The 21,043-nt window shown below is 69.5% G+C and carries 17 protein-coding genes and 1 other RNA gene; 10 read left to right on the top strand and 8 right to left on the bottom strand.

The genetic code is table 11. The annotated features are described in order from the left end of the window. Positions 1-171: 171 nt before the first annotated feature. Genes ACFY1E_RS04775 through ACFY1E_RS04785 form a run of 3 tightly spaced genes read left to right on the top strand, consistent with a single transcriptional unit; the run spans position 172 to position 2,635 of the window. Positions 172-837, top strand: coding sequence for a DUF4097 family beta strand repeat-containing protein (locus tag ACFY1E_RS04775; protein ID WP_389071376.1), 666 nt, complete (start codon positions 172-174; stop codon positions 835-837). A 38-nt stretch (positions 838-875) separates the two neighbouring features. Then, positions 876-1,823: an ATP-binding cassette domain-containing protein gene (locus ACFY1E_RS04780; RefSeq protein ID WP_389071379.1), complete on the top strand. Its 948-nt coding sequence runs from the start codon at positions 876-878 to the stop codon at positions 1,821-1,823. Further along, complete coding sequence (locus tag ACFY1E_RS04785; protein ID WP_389071381.1) at positions 1,820-2,635, top strand: ABC transporter permease; 816 nt, start codon at positions 1,820-1,822, stop codon at positions 2,633-2,635. Before ACFY1E_RS04780 ends, ACFY1E_RS04785 begins: the two co-directional genes overlap by 4 nt. Before the next feature lie 95 nt (positions 2,636-2,730). On the opposite strand, the gene ACFY1E_RS04790 is transcribed toward ACFY1E_RS04785, so the two are convergent. Next, positions 2,731-3,714, bottom strand: coding sequence for a LysR family transcriptional regulator (locus tag ACFY1E_RS04790; RefSeq protein WP_389071384.1), 984 nt, complete (start codon positions 3,712-3,714; stop codon positions 2,731-2,733). Between the two features lie 96 nt (positions 3,715-3,810). Here ACFY1E_RS04790 and ACFY1E_RS04795 point away from each other — a divergent pair, with 96 nt between their 5' ends. From ACFY1E_RS04795 to ACFY1E_RS04825, 7 genes are all read left to right on the top strand, one after another. Next, entirely contained in the window at positions 3,811-5,178 is a 1,368-nt protein-coding gene (locus ACFY1E_RS04795; protein WP_389071386.1) for an MFS transporter, read from the top strand. Between the two features lie 129 nt (positions 5,179-5,307). Continuing rightward, positions 5,308-6,603, top strand: coding sequence for an ABC transporter substrate-binding protein (locus ACFY1E_RS04800; RefSeq protein WP_389071389.1), 1,296 nt, complete (start codon positions 5,308-5,310; stop codon positions 6,601-6,603). Beyond that, positions 6,600-7,559 carry a carbohydrate ABC transporter permease gene (locus tag ACFY1E_RS04805; RefSeq protein WP_389071392.1) on the top strand — a complete coding sequence of 320 codons (960 nt, stop codon included), beginning with the start codon at positions 6,600-6,602 and terminating at the stop codon, positions 7,557-7,559. The genes ACFY1E_RS04800 and ACFY1E_RS04805 overlap by 4 nt, the downstream gene beginning before the upstream one ends. Beyond that, on the top strand, positions 7,556-8,380 hold the full coding sequence (locus tag ACFY1E_RS04810; RefSeq protein ID WP_389071394.1) for a carbohydrate ABC transporter permease: 825 nt from the start codon (positions 7,556-7,558) through the stop codon (positions 8,378-8,380). Before ACFY1E_RS04805 ends, ACFY1E_RS04810 begins: the two co-directional genes overlap by 4 nt. An 11-nt stretch (positions 8,381-8,391) precedes the next feature. Continuing rightward, on the top strand, positions 8,392-10,641 hold the full coding sequence (yicI, locus tag ACFY1E_RS04815) for an alpha-xylosidase (RefSeq protein WP_389071396.1): 2,250 nt from the start codon (positions 8,392-8,394) through the stop codon (positions 10,639-10,641). Then, complete coding sequence (locus ACFY1E_RS04820; protein WP_389071399.1) at positions 10,641-11,648, top strand: LacI family DNA-binding transcriptional regulator; 1,008 nt, start codon at positions 10,641-10,643, stop codon at positions 11,646-11,648. The genes yicI and ACFY1E_RS04820 overlap by 1 nt, the downstream gene beginning before the upstream one ends. A gap of 41 nt (positions 11,649-11,689) precedes the next feature. After that, a complete protein-coding gene (locus ACFY1E_RS04825) occupies positions 11,690-14,599 on the top strand; it encodes a glycoside hydrolase family 3 C-terminal domain-containing protein (RefSeq protein ID WP_389071400.1) in 2,910 nt (969 codons plus the stop codon). On the opposite strand, the gene ACFY1E_RS04830 is transcribed toward ACFY1E_RS04825, so the two are convergent. The 7 genes from ACFY1E_RS04830 to ftsX form a co-directional block, all read right to left on the bottom strand. After that, the gene (locus ACFY1E_RS04830; protein ID WP_389071403.1) at positions 14,586-15,572 is read right to left on the bottom strand and encodes an alpha/beta hydrolase family esterase; all 987 of its coding nucleotides are present in this window, start codon (positions 15,570-15,572) and stop codon (positions 14,586-14,588) included. The two genes, ACFY1E_RS04825 and ACFY1E_RS04830, sit on opposite strands and share 14 nt — an antisense overlap. 90 nt (positions 15,573-15,662) lie before the next feature. After that, positions 15,663-16,136, bottom strand: a complete 474-nt coding sequence (locus ACFY1E_RS04835) for a hypothetical protein (protein ID WP_389071405.1) — start codon at positions 16,134-16,136, stop codon at positions 15,663-15,665. A gap of 70 nt (positions 16,137-16,206) precedes the next feature. Next, on the bottom strand, positions 16,207-17,556 hold the full coding sequence (locus ACFY1E_RS04840) for a hypothetical protein (protein ID WP_389071407.1): 1,350 nt from the start codon (positions 17,554-17,556) through the stop codon (positions 16,207-16,209). A gap of 160 nt (positions 17,557-17,716) precedes the next feature. Then, positions 17,717-18,111: a transfer-messenger RNA gene (gene ssrA, locus ACFY1E_RS04845) on the bottom strand. Between the two features lie 100 nt (positions 18,112-18,211). After that, complete coding sequence (gene smpB / locus ACFY1E_RS04850) at positions 18,212-18,754, bottom strand: SsrA-binding protein SmpB (protein ID WP_344402999.1); 543 nt, start codon at positions 18,752-18,754, stop codon at positions 18,212-18,214. A gap of 91 nt (positions 18,755-18,845) precedes the next feature. Then, a complete protein-coding gene (locus ACFY1E_RS04855) occupies positions 18,846-20,024 on the bottom strand; it encodes a S41 family peptidase (protein WP_389071408.1) in 1,179 nt (392 codons plus the stop codon). A 67-nt stretch (positions 20,025-20,091) separates the two neighbouring features. Then, positions 20,092-21,012 (bottom strand): permease-like cell division protein FtsX, encoded by a 921-nt coding sequence (gene ftsX, locus ACFY1E_RS04860; protein WP_389071410.1) that lies wholly within the window; start codon positions 21,010-21,012, stop codon positions 20,092-20,094. Positions 21,013-21,043: the final 31 nt, after the last annotated feature.

The following is a 21,043-nucleotide window of genomic DNA, read 5'->3' on the forward strand; positions in this document are numbered from 1 at the left end:
CGCTGACGTTGCGTTAAATTTTGAACCGTTGCAACGATTTACCTGCTCTCACCTGCATTGATTGCTCTTCTACGCAACAAGCATGTTGCTGGATCCATGAATGCAACGTAGCTTTCCGTTATCAGAAACAGCGGGCCGACAGAGCGCCCGCTGTACACGAAGGAGAGCACCATGCAGAAGTTCGACACCCCCGCCGCCGTCTCCGCCGTCCTCGACATCCCCGCCGGACGCATCCAGTTCATCGCCGCCGACCGGACCGACACCACGGTCGAGGTCCGGCCCGCCAACGCCTCCCGGAACCGCGATGTGAAGGCGGCCGAACAGCTGGAGGCCGTCTACCGGGACGGGGTTGTGCGGATCGAGGCGAAGCCGGCGAAGAACCAGTACCTCGGCCCGTCCGGATCCGTGGAGGTCACCGTCCAGCTGCCCGCCGGCTCCCGCATCGAGGCGAGGACGGCCGGCGCCGAGCTGCGGACCGTCGGCCGGCTCGGTGACGTCGTCTTCGAAGGCGCCTACCGCCAGATCAAGATCGACGAGGCCGCGAGCCTCCGCCTCACCGCGGTCGACGGCGACGTCGAGGTCGGCCGGCTGGGCGGCCCCGCCGAGATCAGCACCGCACGCGGCGACATCCGCATCACCGAGGCCGTGCGCGGCACGGTGACGCTCAGCACCCAGTCCGGCGACATCTCGGTCGGCGCCGCCGCCGGAGTCTCCGCGGTCCTGGACGCCGGCACCGGCCACGGCCGTATCAGCAACGCACTCAAGAACGACGGCAGCGCCGAGCTCGACATCCGTGCCACCACCTCGTCCGGCGACATCACCGCCCGCAGCCTCTGACCGCTCGCGGTCTCCCAGCCCTTGAAGGAGCACTCCCCATGACCGACCTGGCCATCGCCGCGAACGGGCTGCGCAAGTCCTACGGCGACAAGACCGTCCTGGACGGCATCGACCTGGCCGTCGCGGAAGGAACGATCTTCTCGCTGCTCGGCCCGAACGGCGCCGGCAAGACCACCGCAGTCAAGATCCTCTCCACTCTGATCGGCGCCGACGCCGGCGACCTGTACGTCGGCGGGCACAGCCTCGCCACCGACGCGCAGGCCGTGCGCGCCGCGATCGGCGTCACGGGGCAGTTCTCCGCCGTCGACAACCTGATCACCGGCGAGGAGAACATGCTCCTGATGGCGGACCTGCACCACCTCTCCAGGCGGGAGGGGCGGCAGGTCACCGCCGAACTGCTGGAGCGTTTCGACCTCACGGAGGCCGCGAAGAAGCCCGCCTCCACCTACTCCGGCGGCATGAAGCGCCGCCTCGACATCGCCATGACCCTGGTCGGCAGTCCACGGATCATCTTCCTCGACGAGCCGACCACCGGCCTCGACCCGCGCTCACGGCACACCATGTGGCAGATCATCCGCGACCTCGTCACGGGTGACGGCGTGACCGTCTTCCTCACCACCCAGTACCTGGAGGAGGCCGACGAGCTCGCCGACCGTATCGCCGTCCTCCACGACGGCCAGATCGCCGCCGAAGGCACCGCCGCACAGCTCAAGCGGATCGTCCCCGGCGGCCACGTCCGGCTCCGCTTCACCGACCCGGCCGCGTATCAGAGCGCCGCCTCCGCCCTCGGCGAGGCGGCCCGGGACGACGAAGCCCTCGCCCTGCAGCTCCCCAGCGACGGCAGCCAGCGCGAACTGCGCTCCATCCTCGACTGGCTCGACTCCGCCGGCGTCGAGGCCGACGAGCTGACCGTGCACACCCCCGACCTCGACGACGTCTTCTTCGCCCTGACCAACAGCACCCGGCCCGAGGAGGCCCTGCGATGACCACCCCTGCGGCTCCCGCCCGCCCGGCCCGGATCTCCCTCGCCGTGCGCGACGCGTCCACGATGCTGCGCCGCAACCTGCTGCACGCCCGGCGCTACCCGTCGCTCACCCTGAACCTGCTGCTCACCCCGGTCATGCTGCTCCTGCTCTTCGTCTACATCTTCGGTGACGCGATGAGCGCGGGCCTCGGCGGCGGCGCCGGCCGCTCCGACTACATCGCCTACCTCGTGCCGGGCCTGCTGCTGATGACCGTCGGCTCCACCACGATCGGCACCGCAGTGTCCGTCTCCACGGACATGGCGGAGGGCATCATCGCCCGTTTCCGCACCATGGCCATCCACCGCGGCTCGGTGCTCATCGGGCACGTCCTCGGCAGCGTGCTGCAGTGCCTGATGAGCGTGGTCCTGGTCGGCGCCGTCGCCGTGGCCATCGGCTTCCGCTCCACCGACGCCACCGTGCTGGATTGGCTGGCGGCCTTCGGCCTGGTGACCCTGTTCGCACTCGCCCTCACCTGGATCGCGGTCGGCATGGGCCTGGTCAGCCCGAACGCCGAGGCCGCCAGTAACAACGCGATGCCGCTGATCTTCCTCCCGCTCATCTCCAGCACCTTCGTCCCGCTGCACACCATGCCGGGCTGGTTCCAGCCGATCGCCGAGTACCAGCCCTTCACTCCCGCCATCGAGACCCTGCGCGGGCTCCTCCTCGGCACCCCGATCGGCCACAACGGGTGGCTCGCCATCGCCTGGTGCGTCGGCCTCGCGGTCCTCGGCTACCTCTGGTCGGCGTCGAAGTTCAACAGCGATCCGAAGTAACCGTCATGACAGCGCGGGCCACGCCCCGCAACCCGTCCCCACCAGGGCGGCGTACACCGACACCCGTCGGAACACGCCGCCCTGTTCGCGTCCGGTCAGCTCCGCCGCCAGGGCCCGGCGGGCATGACGTCCGCATCGACGGCCGGAAGCCATCCATCGGAAGGCACCCGCAGCCAAGCCTCCTGCGCCGCGAGTTCGGCCGCCGCCCGTCGAAGCGCATCGAATGCGGGGTGCCCCAGCCCCTTCCGCCACACAAGTGACACCGGCGACAGAGGCACGGGATCGGTCAGGGGCCGCAGCACCCTCCCAGGCATGGCCGGAAAACCCACCACGGCGAGGATCGGGTTGCGCGTCTTGGCCATGATCCGCTCGAACTCCTCCTCCCCTACGGCCAGCGGAACGGGCGCCGCGATCTCGATGCCCCGCCCGTCGAACAGCCGGCGGGCGAGATCCGTCCACTCCGGTGTCCGCGGATTTCCCGCCCCCGCATACACCGTCTCCCTCGCCAGCGCGGCGAGCGGCACCGCGTCCAGCGACGCCAGCCGGTGGTCCTCGGGCAGCACGACCGCCATCGGCTCGTAGCGCACGGGCTGGTGCTCCAGCCGGGCCCGCAGCGCGGGGTCCAGGCCTGCGAAGCGGCCGAACGACGCGTCCAGCCGCCCGGCGAGCAGCTCTTCCGCCGCACCGGTCAGCCCGCTCTCGTAGCGCGCCATCAGCTCGTGGTCGGGGGCGAGTTCGCGGGTCCGGTGCAGGACGCGGCGCGCGGTGGCCGCCCCCCGGTAGTTGAGGTCCACCAGCAGCGGCCTGGCCTGCCCGAACGCAGCCAGCAACTCGTCCTGCGCCTGAAGCACCCGACGCGCATACGGCACCAGCCGCTCACCGTCGGCCGTGAGCGTCACCTGCCGGGTGCTGCGTACGAACAGTTCGGTCCCCAACTCCCGTTCCAGGCGCCGCACATCCCGGCTGAGCGCCTGCTGGGCGACGTAGAGCCGGGCGGCGGCACGTGTGAAGTGCAGTTCCTCGGCGACGGCGAGGAAGGCACGCAGGAGGCGGGGGTCGAGATGGCGGGGCGCGGGCATCCGGCGAACGTACAACAGGACTTACAACACAGGTGCGTGAATCGGCGCGGAGAAGGTGTTGGACCCCTTGATCGCCTACGGGCGACCGTAGTGCCCATGCCGCAACCGACGCCCACGAAAGCCCCGTTGCTCACGGTCACCGCCGACACCCTCGTCGCCATCGACTTCAGTCCCCGCACCCGCGACCGCCCGCCTGGTCCCTACCGCCGGCTCTTCGCCACCCGGGGCGCCTGCGCCTTCACGTTCGGGAATCTGCTGGCCCGGCTCCCCATGGGCATGTTCAGCGTGAGCGCGGTCGTGATGATCGCGGGTGCGCGGGGTTCGTACGCCCTCGCCGGCGCCGTCACCGCGACCGGCCTCGCGACGAGGGCCGTGGTGGCCCCGTGGACCGCGCGGCTCGTCGACCGGCACGGCCAGGCCCGTATCGCCGTACCCGCCACGGTGATCGCAGCCCTCGGCTCCCTCGCCCTCCTGCTCTGCGTGCACTTCGACGCCCCCACCTGGACCCTGTTCGCCTCCTACGCCGCCACCGCGACGACCCCGAACACCGGTGGCATGTCCCGCGCCCGCTGGGCCCACCTGCTGAAGGGCGACGACAGTACGCTGCACATCGCGAACTCCTTCGAACAGGCCGCCGACGAGCTCTGCTTCATGCTGGGCCCGGTGCTCGCGGCCTTCCTGTGCGGGACGTTCTTCCCGGAGGCGGGCACGCTGGTCGGGGCGGTGCTGCTGCTGACCGGCATACTCCTGTTCGCCGCGCAGCGCTCGACCGAGCCGCCCGTGCAGCGGCACGCTAGGGCCAGGTCCCCGTTCCGTGCGCCAGGAATGCCGCCGCTGCTTGCCGTCTGCCTGGCCATGGGCACGGTGTTCGGCTCCCTGGAGGTCGTCACGATCGCGTTCGCGGACGCACAGGGACACCGTTCGGCGGCGGGCCTCGTGCTCGCGCTGCAGGCGGCGGGTTCGTGCGCGGCGGGTCTGCTGTACGGAGCCCTCGAGCCGAGCGGTCCGGCCGCTGTCCGACTGCCGTGGTGCATCGCCGCGATGACCGCCTTGATGGCCGCCCCGCTCCTCGCCGCCTCCCTCACGGGCTCGCTCCTGCTGCTGTCGGGTGCGCTACTGGTCGCGGGCATGGCGACCGCCCCGACCATGGTCACGACGATGACGCTGGTGCAGCAGCGCACCCCCGAAGCCCGCCTCAACGAGGGCATGACCCTCGCGGTGACCGGCCTGCTCGGCGGGATCGCCTGCGGCTCCGCGACCGGCGGCTGGCTGGTGGACCAGCTGTCCCCGACGGCAGGATTCGGGGTCCCGGTGACGGCCGCCGCCGCGGCACTGTTGATCGCCGGTGCTGCACCGCGCCCCAAAGGGGCGCGGGGAACTGCGCGACAAGCCACGACTAACCGGCAGAAAATCGACAACCCCTCACCGCCCACCCCGCGGAGCGATTCTCGCGCAAGCCATTGACGCGCCCACCGGGCGCACATACCTTCGCCCGTCGAAGCGCTTCGACGTCACGCATCGAATCGATTCGACGACCGGATCCGTCCGCCGCGTGACACCCGACTACCCATCCGGCTCTCCTGGAGGCACGGGATGTTGACGGCACGAAGGCGTGTGATGACGGTCACGGCCGCGCTCCTCGGCGGATCGCTGCTGGTCACGGCATGCGGCGGCTCGGACAGCGGGTCCTCCGACGCCAAGACGCTGAAGCTCTGGCACTACGAGGGCCCCGACAGCGCGATGGGCGTGGCCTGGAACGAGGCGATCAAGGAGTTCGAGGCGAAGCACCCGGGCGTGAAGGTGAAGTTCGAGGAGAAGGGCTTCGAACAGATCCAGAAGACGGCCCCCATGATCCTGAACTCCTCGGACGTGCCCGACATCATGGAGTACAACAAGGGCAACGCGACCGCCGGCGTCCTCGCTAAACAGGGCCTGCTGACCGATCTCACCGCCGAGGCCACCAAGCGTGGCTGGGACAAGAAGCTCAGCGCGGGCGTCCGTACGACCAGCACGTACGACACGAACGGCGTGATGGGCTCCGGCAACTGGTACGGCGTCCCCAACTACGCCGAGTACACGATGGTCTTCTACAACAAGGACCTCTTCAAGAAGTACGGGATCACCGAGCCGAAGACGTTCGACGAACTGACCGCCGCCATGGACAAGTTCGTCGCCAAGGGCGTCACCCCGCTCGCCAACGCGGGCGCCGAGTACATGGCCCAGCAGTACCTCTACCAGCTGGCCCTCTCCAAGGCCGACCGCTCCTGGGTCGACAAGTACGAGCTGTACAAGGGCAAGACCGACTTCCACGACACGGCCTGGACGTACGCGGCGAACACCTTCGCCGACTGGGTGAAGAAGGGCTACATCAGCAAGAAGTCCACCAGCACCAAGGCCGAGGACGCGGGCGTCTCCTGGATCCAGGGCAAGTCGCCGATCCTGTTCTCCGGCAGCTGGTGGTACGGCCGCTTCCAGCAGGAGGCCAAGTTCGACTGGGACACCACCCTGTGGCCCGGCTCGAACCTGACCCTGGGCTCCGGCGGCAACATCTGGGTGGTCCCCAAGAACGCCAAGAACAAGGACCTGGCCTACGACTTCATCGACATCACCATGTCGAAGAAGATCCAGAACCTGCTCGGCAACAAGGGCGGCATCCCGGTCGCGGCCGACACCTCCGCCATCACGGACCCGAAGTCCAAGCAGCTCATCGCCAACTTCAACACCCTCAGCGGGCGTGACGGCCTGGCCTTCTACCCGGACTGGCCGGTGAACGGCTTCTACGACGTCCTCGTCTCCGAGACGCAGAAGCTGATGACGGGCAGCGAGAAGCCGGACGCCTACCTGAGTGCACTGCAGCAGGCCTACGACAAGGGCGCGCCGACGAAATGACGGTGACCGTCGAACGGGGTGCGCGGGCCGCCGGCAAGCACCCGGACGCCGGCCCGCGCCGCCCCCGTACCCGCGACTCGTACGCCCTGTTCCTGCTCCCCGGCATCCTGGCCTTCACGGCGATCATCGTGGTCCCGTTCCTGATGAACACGGGCGTCAGCTTCACGGAGTGGCAGGGCATCGGCAGCCCCAAGTGGACCGGGCTCGCCAACTACCGCGAGCTGATGGACGACTCGGAGTTCTGGGCGTCGTTCCGGCACAGCCTGTTCATGGTCGTCGCCATGGCGGCCGTACCGACGGTGATCGGCCTCGTCCTGGCGGCCGCCCTGTTCGACTACATCGGCAAGCACTTCGGATCGAGGTGGGCCGCGGTGCTGCGCGCCTGCTTCTACCTGCCACAGGTACTGCCGATCGCGGTCGCCGGGATCGTCTGGAGCTGGATCCTCGCCCCCGACAACGGCTCTCTCAACGAGCTGCTGAAGGCGGTCGGGCTGGGCTCCTGGCGGCAGGACTGGCTCGGTGACCCCGACATCGCGCTGTACAGCGTCATGGGGGTCATGGTCTGGGTGCAGATCGGCTTCCCGCTGGTGGTGTTCATGGCGGGCCTGCAGCGCGTCGACCCACAGCTGTACGAGGCGGCCGAACTCGACGGCGCGGGCTGGTGGCGCCGCTTCTGGCACATCACGCTGCCGCAGATCCGCCCGGAGATCTATGTCGTCCTGACCTGGTGCACGATCGCCGCGCTCAAGGTGTTCGGGGCGGTGTACGTGCTGACCAAGGGCGGCCCGGGCGGCGCGACCGACGTCCCGTCCTACTTCTCCTTCTCCACCTTCTTCGAGAAGACCCAGGTCGGCTACGGCGCCGCGATCTCCACGATCCTCACGGTGATCATCCTGGTGCTCTCCCTCGTCCTGCTGAAGCTCCAGACCCGCGACGAGGAAGGGGACCGCGCATGACGACCGCCCTGCGCCGCTACCCGGTGCTGATCGCGCTGTGCATAGCCGCCCTCTTCATGGTGGTCCCGTTCCTGATCGTCGCCGTCAACGCGTTCAAGTCGCCGGCCGAGTACTCCCAGCACGGCCCGCTCAGCCTGCCCGAGGGCCTGTACCTGGACGGCCTCAAGAGCTTCTGGCAGCGCGTCGACTTCGGCCAGAAGCTGGTCAACTCGGTGCTGATCAGCGGCTCGGTGGCGGTGCTCGCGGTGATCCTGTCCGTCCTCAACGCGTACGCCATCGGGATCGGGCGGATCAGGGGCCGCACCTGGGTCCTGGCCTTCTTCGTCCTCGCCAACGTGCTGCCGCAGGAGGCGCTGGTCTACCCGATCTACTACCTGGCCAAGCAAGTCGGCCTGTACGACACCAGGCTGAGCGTGATCATCGTCTTCACGGTGATCCAGGCGGCCTTCGGCACGTATCTGCTCTCGTCGGTACTGGGGCAGTTCCCGCGCGAGATCATCGAGGCGGCCCGTATCGACGGGGCGAACAAGTGGCAGGTGCTGTGGCGGATCGTCGTCCCGGTCAGCCGGCCGACCATCGGCGTGCTCCTGGTCTTCTTCTTCATCTGGACCTGGAACGAGTTCCTGCTCCCCCTGGTCATGCTGATCTCCAACGACAACCAGACCGTGTCGGTGGCCCTCGGTGTCCTCCAGGGCCAGCGCCTGATGGACGCCACGATGACCAATGCGGCGGCCCTGCTCGGCGTGCTCCCGGCGATCGTGTTCTTCCTCGTCTTCCAACGGACCCTCACCCGCGGCATCGCCGTGGGTGCTGTGAAGTAAGGACCCCCCACGTGAAGTTCACCGATGGTTACTGGCTGCTGCGCGAGGGAGTCACCGCGGCCCACCCCGTCGAGGTCCTCGACGTCACCGCCAAGGACGGCTCGCTGGAGGTCCATGCGCCGACCCAGCCCATCCGCCACCGCGGCGACCTGCTGAAGGGACCGGTCGTGACGATCAGCGCGCACACCCCGATGCCCGACGTCATCGGCCTCACCTTCACCCACTTCGAGGGCGAGCAGCCGCGGGGCCCCGAATTCGACCTCACGGAGGAAGGGTTCGCCCCGCAGGTCGGATACGACGACGAGCACGCGACCCTCACCTCCGGCGCCCTGTCCGTCCGAGTCGCCCGTACCGGCTCCTGGCACGTCGACTTCCTCGCCGACGGCCGCACCCTGACCTCCAGCGGCCCCAAGGGCATGGGCATCATCCGGAACGCGGAGGGGGCCCACTACCTGCGGGAACAGCTGGGCCTCGGGGTCGGTACGTCCGTCTACGGCCTCGGCGAGCGCTTCGGCCCGCTGGTCAAGAACGGCCAGGTCGTCGACATCTGGAACGCCGACGGCGGCACGGCCACCGAGCAGGCCTACAAGAACGTCCCGTTCTATCTGACGGACGCGGGCTACGGCGTCTTCGTCGACCACCCCGGCAAGGTGTCCTTCGAGGTCGGATCGGAGGCGGTGTCCCGGGTCCAGTTCAGCGCGGAGACCCAGGAGCTGACGTACTACGTCATCTACGGCCCCAGCCCGAAGGAGATCCTCCGCAAGTACACGGCCCTCACCGGCCGCCCGGCCCTGCCGCCCGCCTGGTCGTTCGGCCTGTGGCTGTCGACGTCCTTCACGACCTCGTACGACGAGGAGACGGTGACGTCCTTCATCGAGGGCATGCGGGAGCGTGAACTCCCGCTGTCCGTCTTCCACTTCGACTGCTTCTGGATGCGGGAGTTCCAGTGGTGCGACTTCGAGTGGGACCCGCGGGTCTTCCCGGACCCGGAGGGCATGCTGGCCCGGCTGAAGGCGCGTGGCCTGCGCGTGTGCGTGTGGATCAACCCGTACATCGCCCAGCGCTCGCCGCTGTTCGCTGAGGGCAAGGCGCTCGGCCATCTGCTGAAGCGGCCCGACGGGAGCGTCTGGCAGTGGGACATGTGGCAGCCGGGCATGGCGCTGGTCGACTTCACCAGCCCGGCCGCCCGCGACTGGTACGCCTCGAAGCTGGAGGCGTTGCTCGCGCAGGGCGTCGACTGCTTCAAGACCGACTTCGGCGAGCGGGTCCCCGTCGACGTGGAGTGGTCCGACGGCTCCGATCCGGAGCGGATGCACAACTACTACACGTACCTCTACAACCGCACCGTCTTCGACGTGCTGCGCAAGCACCGCGGCGAGGGCGAGGCCGTGCTCTTCGCCCGCTCGGCGACCACCGGCAGCCAGAAGTTCCCGGTGCACTGGGGCGGCGACTGCGAGGCGACCTACGAGTCGATGGCGGAGTCGCTGCGCGGCGGCCTCTCGCTCGGCCTGTCCGGCTTCGGCTACTGGAGCCATGACATCGGCGGCTTCGAGGGCACCCCGACCCCCGCCCTGTTCAAGCGGTGGCTGGCCTTCGGACTGCTGTCCTCTCACAGCCGGCTGCACGGCAGCTCCTCCTACCGCGTGCCCTGGCTGTTCGACGAGGAGTCGGTGGACGTGCTGCGGCAGTTCACCCGGCTGAAGCTCCAGCTCATGCCGTATCTGTACGAGGCCGCGCGCACCGCCCACACCGAGGGCGTGCCCATGATGCGGGCGATGGTGCTGGAGTTCCCGGACGACCCCGGGTGCGCGCATCTGGAGCGGCAGTACATGCTGGGGCCGGACCTGCTGGTCGCGCCGGTCTTCGACGACGAAGGAGACGTGTCCTACTACGTGCCCGAGGGCACCTGGACGCACTTCCTGAGCGGCCGGACGGTGACCGGCCCGCGCTGGGTGCGCGAGCGGCACGGCTTCCTGAGCGTGCCCCTGCTGGTACGGCCGGGCACGGTGATCCCGGTGGGCGCGGTGGCCGACCGCCCGGACTACGACCATGCCGACGGGGTCACCCTGCGGGCCTACGGCCTGGAGCGGGGCGCGCAGGTGACGGTGCAGGTGGGAGCCGTGACCTTCACCGTCGTACGCGAAGGGGACACGCTGCGGGCCTCGTGCAGTGAGCCGGTGGCGGAGTGGAATCTGGCCGCCGGGGAGCGGACGGCGCGGGCGCGGGCGGGTACCGGATTCCTCTCCCTGGAGCTGGGCTGATGGTGAAGATCACCGACGTGGCGCGGCACGCCGGGGTCTCCCCCAGCACCGTGTCCTACGCGCTCAGCGGCAAGCGCCCGATCTCCGAGGAGACCCGGCAGCGGGTCGAGGCGGCCGCCCGCGAGCTGGGCTACCGGCCGCACGCGGGCGCCCGCGCCCTGGCCAGCAGCAGGTCGAACGTCCTGGCACTCGTGATCCCCTTACGGGCGGGCATCCACGTCCCGGTGGTGATGCAGTTCGCGGTGTCGGTGGTGACGACGGCCCGCAAGCACGACCACGACGTGCTGCTGCTGACGCAGGAGGAGGGCGAGGAGGGGCTCAGGCGGGTCGCGGACACGGCGCTGGTGGACGCGCTGATCGTGATGGACGTCCAGCTCCGTGAGCCCCGGCTGCCGTTGCTGCGCTCGCTGGAACGGCCGTCCGTACTGATCGGCTTCCCGGCCGACTCCGAGGGCCTGACCTGCATCGACCTCGACTTCAAGGCGGCCGGTGAGGCGTGCGTGGAGCATCTGGCGCGGCTCGGCCACCGAGTGGTGGCGCTGGTCGGCTCGCCGCCGGAGGTGTACGTACGGCAGACCGCGTTCGCCCAGCGGGTGGTGCAGGGCTTCACGGCCGCCGCCGACCGCAGCGGGCTGTCCTCCTCCGTGCACCCCTGCGAGGCCTCGCCCGCGGCCGCCCGACTGGTGGCCGAGCAACTGCTGCGCGAACACCCCGCGTTGACGGGGGTCGTGGTCCACAACGAGCCGATCCTCGAACCGCTCATCGAGGCCTTCGAGCAGCTGGGCCTGCGGGTGCCCGGCGACCTCTCCGTCACCGCCATCTGCCCCGACGAACTCGCCGAGTCCGTCCGCGTCCCCGTCACCTCCGTCGCCCTGCCCTCCGCCGAGGTGGGCGAGCGAGCGGTGGAGCTCCTGATGAAGAAGCTCGGCGGCAGCACCGTGCCCGAGGCCACGCTGCTGCCGCCGCGGCTGACGGAGCGGGCGAGCACCACTCCACGCAGTGCCTGACCAACTCATCTGTGCAAGGCCCTACTTGAAGGAGCCGTGACATGAAGGGCAAGCGAAGAAGACAGAGGACCACGCTGCTGGCGGCCCTGACCCTGATCGCGGGTCTGGGCGCCACCGTCCCCGCCCACGCCGACGACCCGGCCTACCCCTTCCGCGACCCGAACCTGTCGGTGGACGCCCGGGTCTCCGACCTCCTCTCCCGCCTCACCCTCGACGAGAAGATCTCCCTCCTCCACCAGTACGAACCCGCCATCCCGCGCCTCGGCATCCAGTCCTTCCGCACCGGCACCGAGGCCCTGCACGGCGTGGCCTGGCTCGGCAAGACAACCGTGTTTCCGCAGGCCGTGGGCCTTGCCTCGACCTGGGACCCGGCCCTGCTCCGTCAGGTCGGCTCGGCGGTCGGCGACGAGGCACGCGGCTTCCAGCAGACCCGCCCCGCGGGCTGGGGCCTGAACCTGTGGGCGCCCGTGGTCAACCTGCTGCGCGACCCGCGCTGGGGCCGCAACGAGGAGGGCTACTCCGAGGACCCGTATCTGACCGGCGCGATCTCCACGGCGTACGGCACGGGCCTGACGGGAGGCGACCCCGACCACCTCAAGACGGCCCCGACGATCAAGCACTTCCTCGCCAACAACAACGAGGAGCACCGCGACACCACGAGCTCCGAACTGCGGCCGCGCGTGCTGAAGGAGTACGACGAGCAGGCCTTCAAGCCCGCCATCGAGGCGGACGCGGCGACGGGCGTGATGTCCTCGTACAACCTGGTCAACGGCCGCCCGAACACGGTGAATCCGGCCCTCGACGACACCGTCCGCACCTGGACCCCCGAGCGGCTGCTCAACGTCACGGACGCCTACGCGCCCGGCAACCTGGTCGGCAGCCAGAAGTACTACGGCACCCAGACCGAGGCCGATGCGGCGGCGCTCAAGGCGGGCATCGACAGCTTCACCGAGGACGACACCGACTCCGGCCCGACGACCACGGCGATCAAGTCGGCGCTGTCCACAGGCCTGTTGAAGGAGTCGGACGTCGACAAGGCCGCGGGAGACGTGCTGAGCATCCGCGTCCGCCTCGGCGAGTTCGACCCCGGCGGCGGGAAGTACGGCTCCATCGACGCGTCCGTCATCGACAGCCCCGCCCACCGCGCCCTGGCCCGCAAGGCGGCCACCGAGTCGGCGGTCCTGCTGAAGAACGACGGCGCGCTTCCGCTGAAGAAGACGGGCAGTGCCGCCGTCGTCGGCCCGCTCGCCGACACCCTCTACACGGACTGGTACTCCGGCACCCTCCCCTACGCCGTCACCCCGAAGGACGGCATCGAGTCCAAGCTCGGCACCCCGGTCGCGAGCAGCGAGGGCGTGGACCGGATCGCCCTGAAGGACACCGCGACCGGCAAGTACGTGACGGCGGGGACGGGAGAGGCGGGCGCGCCCCTGAAGGAGACGGCGGACTCCGGTACGGGAGCCCAGTTCGACGTCTTCGACTGGGGCTCCGGCGTCGTGACCCTGCGCTCCGCGGCGAACGGCAAGTACGTCGGCTACAACTGGTCGAACTTCGTCAACGACCAGAAACAGCCGAACGGCTGGTACGTACAGCAGCAGTTCAAGCTGGAACGCCAGGACGACGGCACGTACCTGCTCCGCTACGCCGGCTACGAGACCTCCGAGTCCTGGTGGTCGAACCCGGTCTACCTGGGCCCGACGGGCACGGACGGCACCCTCGGCCTGGTCGCCAAGGACCAGGCGGCCCACTACACCAAGGACGTGGTCCGCAGCGGTGTCGAGGAGGCGGTCGCCGCGGTCAAGGACAAGGACCAGGCGGTCGTGGTGGTCGGCTCCGACCCGTCGATCAACGGCCGCGAGGCCCACGACCGCACGGACCTGGCCCTGGCTCCGACCCAGGAAGCCCTGGTCAAGGCGGTGCGAGCGGCCAACCCGCACACGGTCGTGATCGTCGAGAACAGCTACCCGACCACGCTGGGCTCCTTGCAGAAGGAGGTCCCCGCGCTGCTCTGGACCACCCACGCGGGCCAGGAAACCGGCAACGCCCTCGCCGACCTCCTCTACGGCGACGCCAACCCGTCGGGCCGCCTCACCCAGACCTGGTACCGGTCGGACGCGGACCTCCCGTCGATCCTCGACTACGACATCATCAAGTCGGACCGCACCTACCAGTACTTCACGGGGCAGGCGCTCTATCCGTTCGGCTACGGCCTCTCGTACACGACGTTCGCGTACTCCGGTCTGCGGCGGGTGGGCGACGGCTACGAGGTCGCGGTCACCAACACCGGCAGCCGGGCGGGCGCGGAGGTCGTCCAGCTCTACACCCACCAGCGCACCTCCCGCGACAAGCAGCCGCTCAAGCAGCTCAAGTCCTTCCAGCGGGTGTCGCTCAAGCCGGGTGAGACGCGGACGGTCCGGCTGAAGGTACGGCCGTCGGACCTGGCGCACTGGGACGTCACCCGCTCCAAGTGGGTGGTGGAGAGCGGCACTTACGACGTCCTTGTGGGCTCGTCGTCCGCCGACATCCGCGCCCGTACGTCCTGGCAGGTGAAGGGCGAGACGATCCCGCCCCGCGACCTGTCGAAGACGACCCGCGCGGAGAACTTCGACGACTACTCCGCCGGCATTTCTCTCGTCGACGAGTCCAAGGCGAGCGGTACGGCGGTGTCGGCGGCCTCCGACGGCACGTGGCTGAAGTTCGCGGACACCCGACCGGTCGCGGGCGCGAGCGAGTTCGGCGCACGGGTCGCCGGGACCTCGTCCGGCACGGTGGAGGTGCGGCTCGGCTCACCGACCGGCACCCTCGTCGGCACCGCGCACTTCTCGGGCACCTCGTCGCCGTACGACTACACGACGGTGACCGCGAGGCTGTCGGGCGCGACGAAGGGCCGTACGGACGTCTACCTGGTCCTGAGCAAGGGCGTACGCCTGTCGACGTTCACCCTGCGCTGAGGCCCCAGGCGAGCCCGAACCGGTACGCGGCGCACAAGTTCACATCGAGGAGGTAGGCCCCGGCGGCACCGCACTGCGCGGTGCCGCTGCCGGGGTCGACCGGCTGCCCGTGCCCCATGCCGGTGATGCTGTACGTCTCGACGGCGGCGTTCCCCGCCGGGTCCCGGAAGACCTGGTGGGGATAGCCGGCGACGGTGTCGCTGACGTCCGCCGTCTGGTCGGCCCCGTGCACATCGGTCCACTGCTTCATCAGGTCGGTCATGTTGACGGGCTTGACGGTGTAGTCGGCGCTGCCCTGGAAGACGGTGAGCGTGGGCCAGGGGCCGGTGTAGCCCGGCCTGGCGGCGCGCACCCGGTCGCCCCACTGCTTCGCCGTCTGCGTGGCACCGACGTACATGCACACATACGGCGATCCGGCGGCCTGCGCGCATCCGTACGGCAGCCCGGCGGCGATCCCGCCCGCGGCAAACTTCTCCGGGTAGTCCGCCATCATCACGGCGGTCATGCCACCGCCGGCGGACAGCCCGGTCACGTACACGCGTGAGGCGTCGCCGCCGACGTCGGTGAGCTGCCGGTCCACCATCTGCGCGATACTCGCGGCCTCGCCCTGGCCCCGCTCGATGTCCCCGCTCTGGAACCAGTCGAAGCAGTTCGAGGCGTTGTTGCTGCTCTGCTGCTGCGGCAGGACGACGGAGAACCGCCACCGGTCGGCGAGCTGGAGCCAGCCGCTGCCGGTGCCGTAGCCGGAGGCGTCCTGCGTGCAGCCGTGCAGCGCTACGACGACGGGCCGCCCGGCGGGCAGCCCGTCGGGGACGTAGCGGAACATGCGCAGGGCTCCGGGGTTGGTGCCGAAGCCGGTGACTTCCTGGAGGGAGGCGGCGGCCGCCCTGCCCGGGGTGAGGAAGGCGGCGATCAGGGCGACCAGGAGGGTCGCGAGGACGGTGAGGTGACGTGCGGCTCTGGTCTGGGTCATGGGGAGGGACCGTAGAAGCGTGAACGGTCCGTCGACATATGGCGCGGCACCACATCAGGCGCCGTGGTTGTGGGCCGCCGCGCCGGACCCTCAGGCCGGGACCGGGCTTACGGCCGCATCGGCGCGGCGCTCGCGGAGAAGGCCGCGGATGGAGCGGATCCGCCAGGCGGAGAAGGCGAGCACGACGACGCCGGTGAGGGCGGGCCACTTCCACCGGCCGGAGCTGTCCTGGGTCGCGGTGCGGGCGGAGGCCCCGTCGACGCGGGCGGCGAGGGGTTTGCCGGGAGGGGACGTCAGGATGCCGTCGATGCCGACCGCAGGGATCCGCACGCTGTGGTCGTCGGACTCGAACGACCCGGCACAGGCCCATCCGTCCTCCCAGAGGTCGCTCCACGCTCCGGTGGCGCGATGGCAGTCGGTGACCTGGACAGTCCCGGGCATGCCGGTGAGTTCGGCGTGGGCCTGGACGATGCCGTGACCGGCGAGGAAGACGCCGCCGATGAGCCCGATGACGGCGAGGCAGATCTCACGGGGCAGCTTGGGCAGGAGACGGATGAGGAACATGCGGGGAGGGGTCCTTCGTGGGGTGAGGTCGTGCGACCGTGCAGAGGTGCGGGCGGGGCGGGTCGGGCGGTCACTCGTCCTGGACGAGGTACTCGATCGCATCGGACACGTGGTCCTCGCCGTGGCCGAAGCGTTCGCCAAGGGCCCGGCAGCGGGCGTACTGCCGCTTGGTGAGTGATCCGGACGCCGTGTGCAGGACCCTCAGCAGCAGCCGGAAGCCGAGGTCGGGGTCGACCTTGACGACGACCTGCTCCAGGGCGGTCGCATGCTCGGGCTCCAACAGCGGTGCGGCTTCCCGGAGTTCGTGCAGGACCGCGTCCGCCAGTTCGGCCCGGACGGGGGGCAGGGCGGGGGTGTGCTCGGGGGCGACCTCGGTCAGCCGCGCCCGGCACGCCTCGGCGATCCGGCGCAGCCAGCCCGGTCCGTCGGTTGCGAAGCGGCCGGGGTCCGTGTGCGAGGCGGCGACCCAGAGCGTGGTGAGGGTGACGCCGGACAGCGGGGAACGGAGCAGCCGGGCGGTGTCCTCCCACAGCACGAGCGCCTGGACGCCGGGGATGCGACAGCCGTCCGCGACGACGGTCCGGTGGAGAAGTTCGGGCGCCGGCACGTCCCGCTCCCACTGCGGGTGGAACTCCCCGGCGAGCCCGGAGAACCCGAAGTCCCCGTCGAAGAGGCGCCGCGCGACCTCCAGGGGCCGCCACACCACGGTGAGCCCCTCGTAGACGACCGGGAAGGGATATCCGAACGGTTCGCTGAGGTCGCAGAGCCTGTTGCAGCGCTCCTCCGGGACCGGCACCGCTGCCGTCTTGAGCGCCCGCAGATAGAGCCGGAACCCGAGATCGAGGTCGGCCCGGGCGGCGACCTCCTCCAGCGCCGGCGCCAGACCAGGGAGTTCACCGGCGGACGCGCGGATCTCCGCCAGGATCGCGTCGCGCACGGTTTCGACGGCCGGCAGCCGCCAGTACGACCACGACGGACCCGGTTCACGGCCCGCCACCGCCCGGGGCGGACGGGCAGCGCAGATCGCGTCCATCCGCGCGAGCCAGTCGCGCACGCCGATTCCGTGCGCCTGCGGATCCCACATGCCTCCCGTGGCGGCGAGCCACACGGCACCGAGCACCTCGTCGGAGAGCGGGGAGTCCAGGAGCTTGCCCAGGTCCCTGCGGAGTTCCTCGGCATACCCGAAGTCCTCGTGGAACACGTCGAACCCCAGGATGTGCCGTTCGTCCTCGCTGAGCCGCTCGATGCCCGAGGTGTCGACGGGCGTCTCACCGTCGTATGCGGAGAGCTTCTCGGTGACGAGTCCGAGCGCCTTCTCCTCCGTGCCCGGCGGCGTCGACAGAGCGAACAACTCGGTCAGGCCGCTGAGCCCGAAGTCGGAGTCGTACGTCTCGAAGTAGGGGCAGAGCTGCTCCCGCACGATCTGGTCCCCCCGGTCGCAGGTCGACGCGCACGAGGGCGGAGTGGTCGGGCTCCGCCGGGCGCGGCGATCACCTTATGGCACATGTGTGGGATCTGTGAAGGTGTACACGACAAAGGCCCCGCCGCTGGGAAGCGACGGGGCCTTGCCCACATGGGATGAGTGGAGATGGCGGGAATCGAACCCGCGTCCAACGGTGCGGAATCAGGGCTTCTCCGTGTGCAGTTCGCTGTGATTTTCTCGGCCCCGGCGATCACGCGAACAAGTCGCCGACGGGCCCAGTCACTGTTTGATTTCCCTCTTCACCCCGTGACCGGGATCAAGGTTTAGTCCCCTAGCTGATGCCAGGATCCGGGTCGGGAACAGCCCCGGGCTGACACTCCCATTAAGGAGCTATTCGATCACTACCTGATCAGGCAGCGAGAGCGAAAAGCTCGGGAGAATCGCTCTTGGAATTGGCGATTATTTTTTGCGACATATGGTTTACGAGATCATTGCCGCTTCCTCGACACGCTTCCCCTGCTTCGACAGCCGCTGTCGAAACCGATCATCCCCATGTTGTGTTTTCAATGCTCACACCGGGTTCAACCGGTGTTGATGCCATCGTACAGAACCAACGAGGTCGGATGCCACCGTATTCCCCGCGACCTACCGGCTACACGCCGCGCTGCCTGCGCTTCGCCGCCGCGATCGCCCGGTCCGACTCCCGCCGGTCCTGCTTCTCCCGCAGGGTCTGGCGCTTGTCGTACTCCTTCTTGCCTCGCGCGAGGGCGATCTCGGCCTTCGCCCGGCCGTCCTTGAAGTACAGCGCGAGGGGCACGATCGTGTGACCCGTCTCCTGCGCCTTGGACTCCAGCTTGTCGATCTCCTCACGGTGCAGCAGCAGCTTGCGCTTGCGGCGCGCGGAGTGGTTGGTCCAGCTGCCCTGGTGGTACTCCGGGATGTGGGCGTTGTGCAGCCACGCCTCACCCCGGTCGATCTGGACGAAGCCGTCGGTCAGCGAGGTGCGACCTTCGCGCAGCGACTTGACCTCGGTGCCGGTCAGCACGAGGCCGGCCTCGTAGGTGTCGACGATCGCGTAGTCGTGCCGGGCCTTCTTGTTCTGGGCGACGATCTTGCGCTTGCCGCCCTTCTCGCCGTCCCTGGCCTTCGCGGCCGCCCCGCCCTGCTTGGGCTGGGACTCCTTCGGTACGTACATTCCCTTGCTCATAGTGCCGTCCATTTTCGCACTACGCAGGGGTGTCCGGGCCAGTCCTTTAACCGGCATCCGTCCGGCGTCCTACCGGCGTCTAGTCGGCGTCGCCCAGTCCGTCGAGCACGGTCTCGGCCCGCTCCACGGCCGCCTGGCCGGGCGCAGTGACGTCCAGGTCCGGCGTGATGCCCCGGCCGTCGACGCTGCGGCCGGAGGGGGTGCGGTAGTGCCCGACGGTCAGTTCGGCGACGGAGCCGCCGGGGAGCTGCCTCGGCATCTGGACCGAGCCCTTGCCGAAGGTGCGCGAGCCCACGACGACCGCACGGCCGCGGTCCTGGAGGGCGCCGGTGAGCAGCTCGGCCGCGCTCATCGTGCCGCCGTCGACGAGCGCGACCAGGGGTCTGGTGGTGTCGCCGCCGGGTGCGGCATGCAGGGCCTGCTGCTCGCCGTTGACGTCGTACGTGGCGACGAGGCCGCCGTCGAGGAAGGCGGAGGCGGCGGTGACGGCCTCGGTGACCAGGCCGCCGGAGTTGCCGCGCAGGTCGAGGATGAATCCGGCGCCTGCGGGGGCCCGTCGTACCGCGGTGCGGACGACGTCGCCGGAGCCCTTGGTGAACGCGGCGATCCTGATCACGGTGACCCCGTCGGCAAGCTTTCGGACGGTGACCGAGTCGGTGGACAGATGCGCGCGGCGCAAGGTCTCGGTCCACGCGCGTGTGCCGCGCTGCAGGCCCAGCCGCACCGCCGTACCGGCGGCCGCGTCGGTGGCGTCGCCGCGCAGTAACGACACGACCTCGGTGACGGGCTGCCCGTCCACCTTCTCGCCGTCGATGCTGCGCAGCCGGTCGCCCCTGCGGATCCCGGCGGCGGCCGCGGGCGAGTCGGCGGCCACCCTGGTCACCTCGATACGGCCGTCCCGCTCACGCCGGGCCCACAGGCCGACGCCGGTGTACTGGCCGTCGAGGGCCTCCTCGAACTCCTGGTACTCGTCCTCGGAGTAGACGGCGCCCCAGCGGTCGCCGCTGCGGCTGACCGCGCGCTCGGCGGCCTCCATCGGGGACTTGCCGTCGGCCAGGGCTTCCTCGGCCGCCTTCGCCACGTCCTCGTGATGACCGGCCGGCACGCTCGAACGGACCGCGCCGGACGGGGATTTCCGGTCGCTCTCGGAGAAGGAGCCGGTCGCCGCACCCGCGACGAGCACGCTCGCGAAGACCAATGTCAGGACGGCCCCGCGGCGAATGCGGCGGGGCTGGCAGAACAGGTCACGACCTGACATGCCGGTGAGTCTAGGACAACGCGAAGGGCCGTACGGCCGGTTGACCGTACGGCCCTCTTGGCATGCGTCACACCTTCAGGTACTTGCGCAGCGCGAAGAACGCGGCAAGCGCAGGCATCAGCAGACTCGTGGCGAGGATGAGCGGCAGCTTGGTCAACACCGCGTCCCAGCCGATGAAGTTGATCAGATTCAGCTTCTGGGACAGGGCCAGACCGTGGTCGATGATGAAGTACCGCGCCACCACCAGGAACCCGCAGGCGACCGTCCCGCCGATGAGCCCGGCGACCGCCGCCTCCATGATGAACGGCGCCTGGATGTAGAAGCCCGAGGCACCGACCAGGCGCATGATCCCGGTCTCGCGCCGCCGGCTGAACGCGGACACCCGCACGGTGTTGACGATCAGCATCAGCGCGACCACGAGCATCAGCGCCATCACGGCCCGCGCGGCCCAGTTCATGCCGTTGAGCAGCCCGAACAGATTGTCCAGAATGCCCTTTTGGTCCTGCACGGACTGCACACCGTCGCGCCCGTCGAAGGCGGTCGCGATGACCTGGTACTTCTCCGGGTCCTTCAGCTTGATCCGGTACGACTCCTGCATCTGGTCCGGCGTGAGGGAACTGGCCAGCGGGGAGTCGCCGAACTGCTCCTTGTAGTGCTTGTACGCCGCGTCCTGGGACTCGTAGGTGACCTTCTGGACGACCGTGGTCATCTTCTCCAGGTCGGAGAGGATCTGCTTCTTCTGGTCGTCGGTGACCGCGCCCTTGGCGCAGTTCGGGTCGGACTCGGCGTCGCTCTTGTTGCAGAGGAAGATCGAGACGTTGACCTTGTCGTACCAGTAGCCCTTCATCGTGCTGACCTGGTCGCTCATCAGGAGCGACCCGCCGAACAGGGCCAGGGACAGGGCGACGGAGACGATGACCGCGAAGGTCATGGTCATGTTGCGGCGGAGACCGACACCGATCTCGGAGAGTACGAACTGTGCGCGCATGGCGACTGGTTGAGCCTTTCCGTGGACGTGG

The sequence above is a fragment of the Streptomyces sp. NPDC001604 genome (assembly GCF_042893475.1).
In the GTDB taxonomy this organism is placed as follows: Bacteria; Actinomycetota; Actinomycetes; order Streptomycetales; family Streptomycetaceae; genus Streptomyces.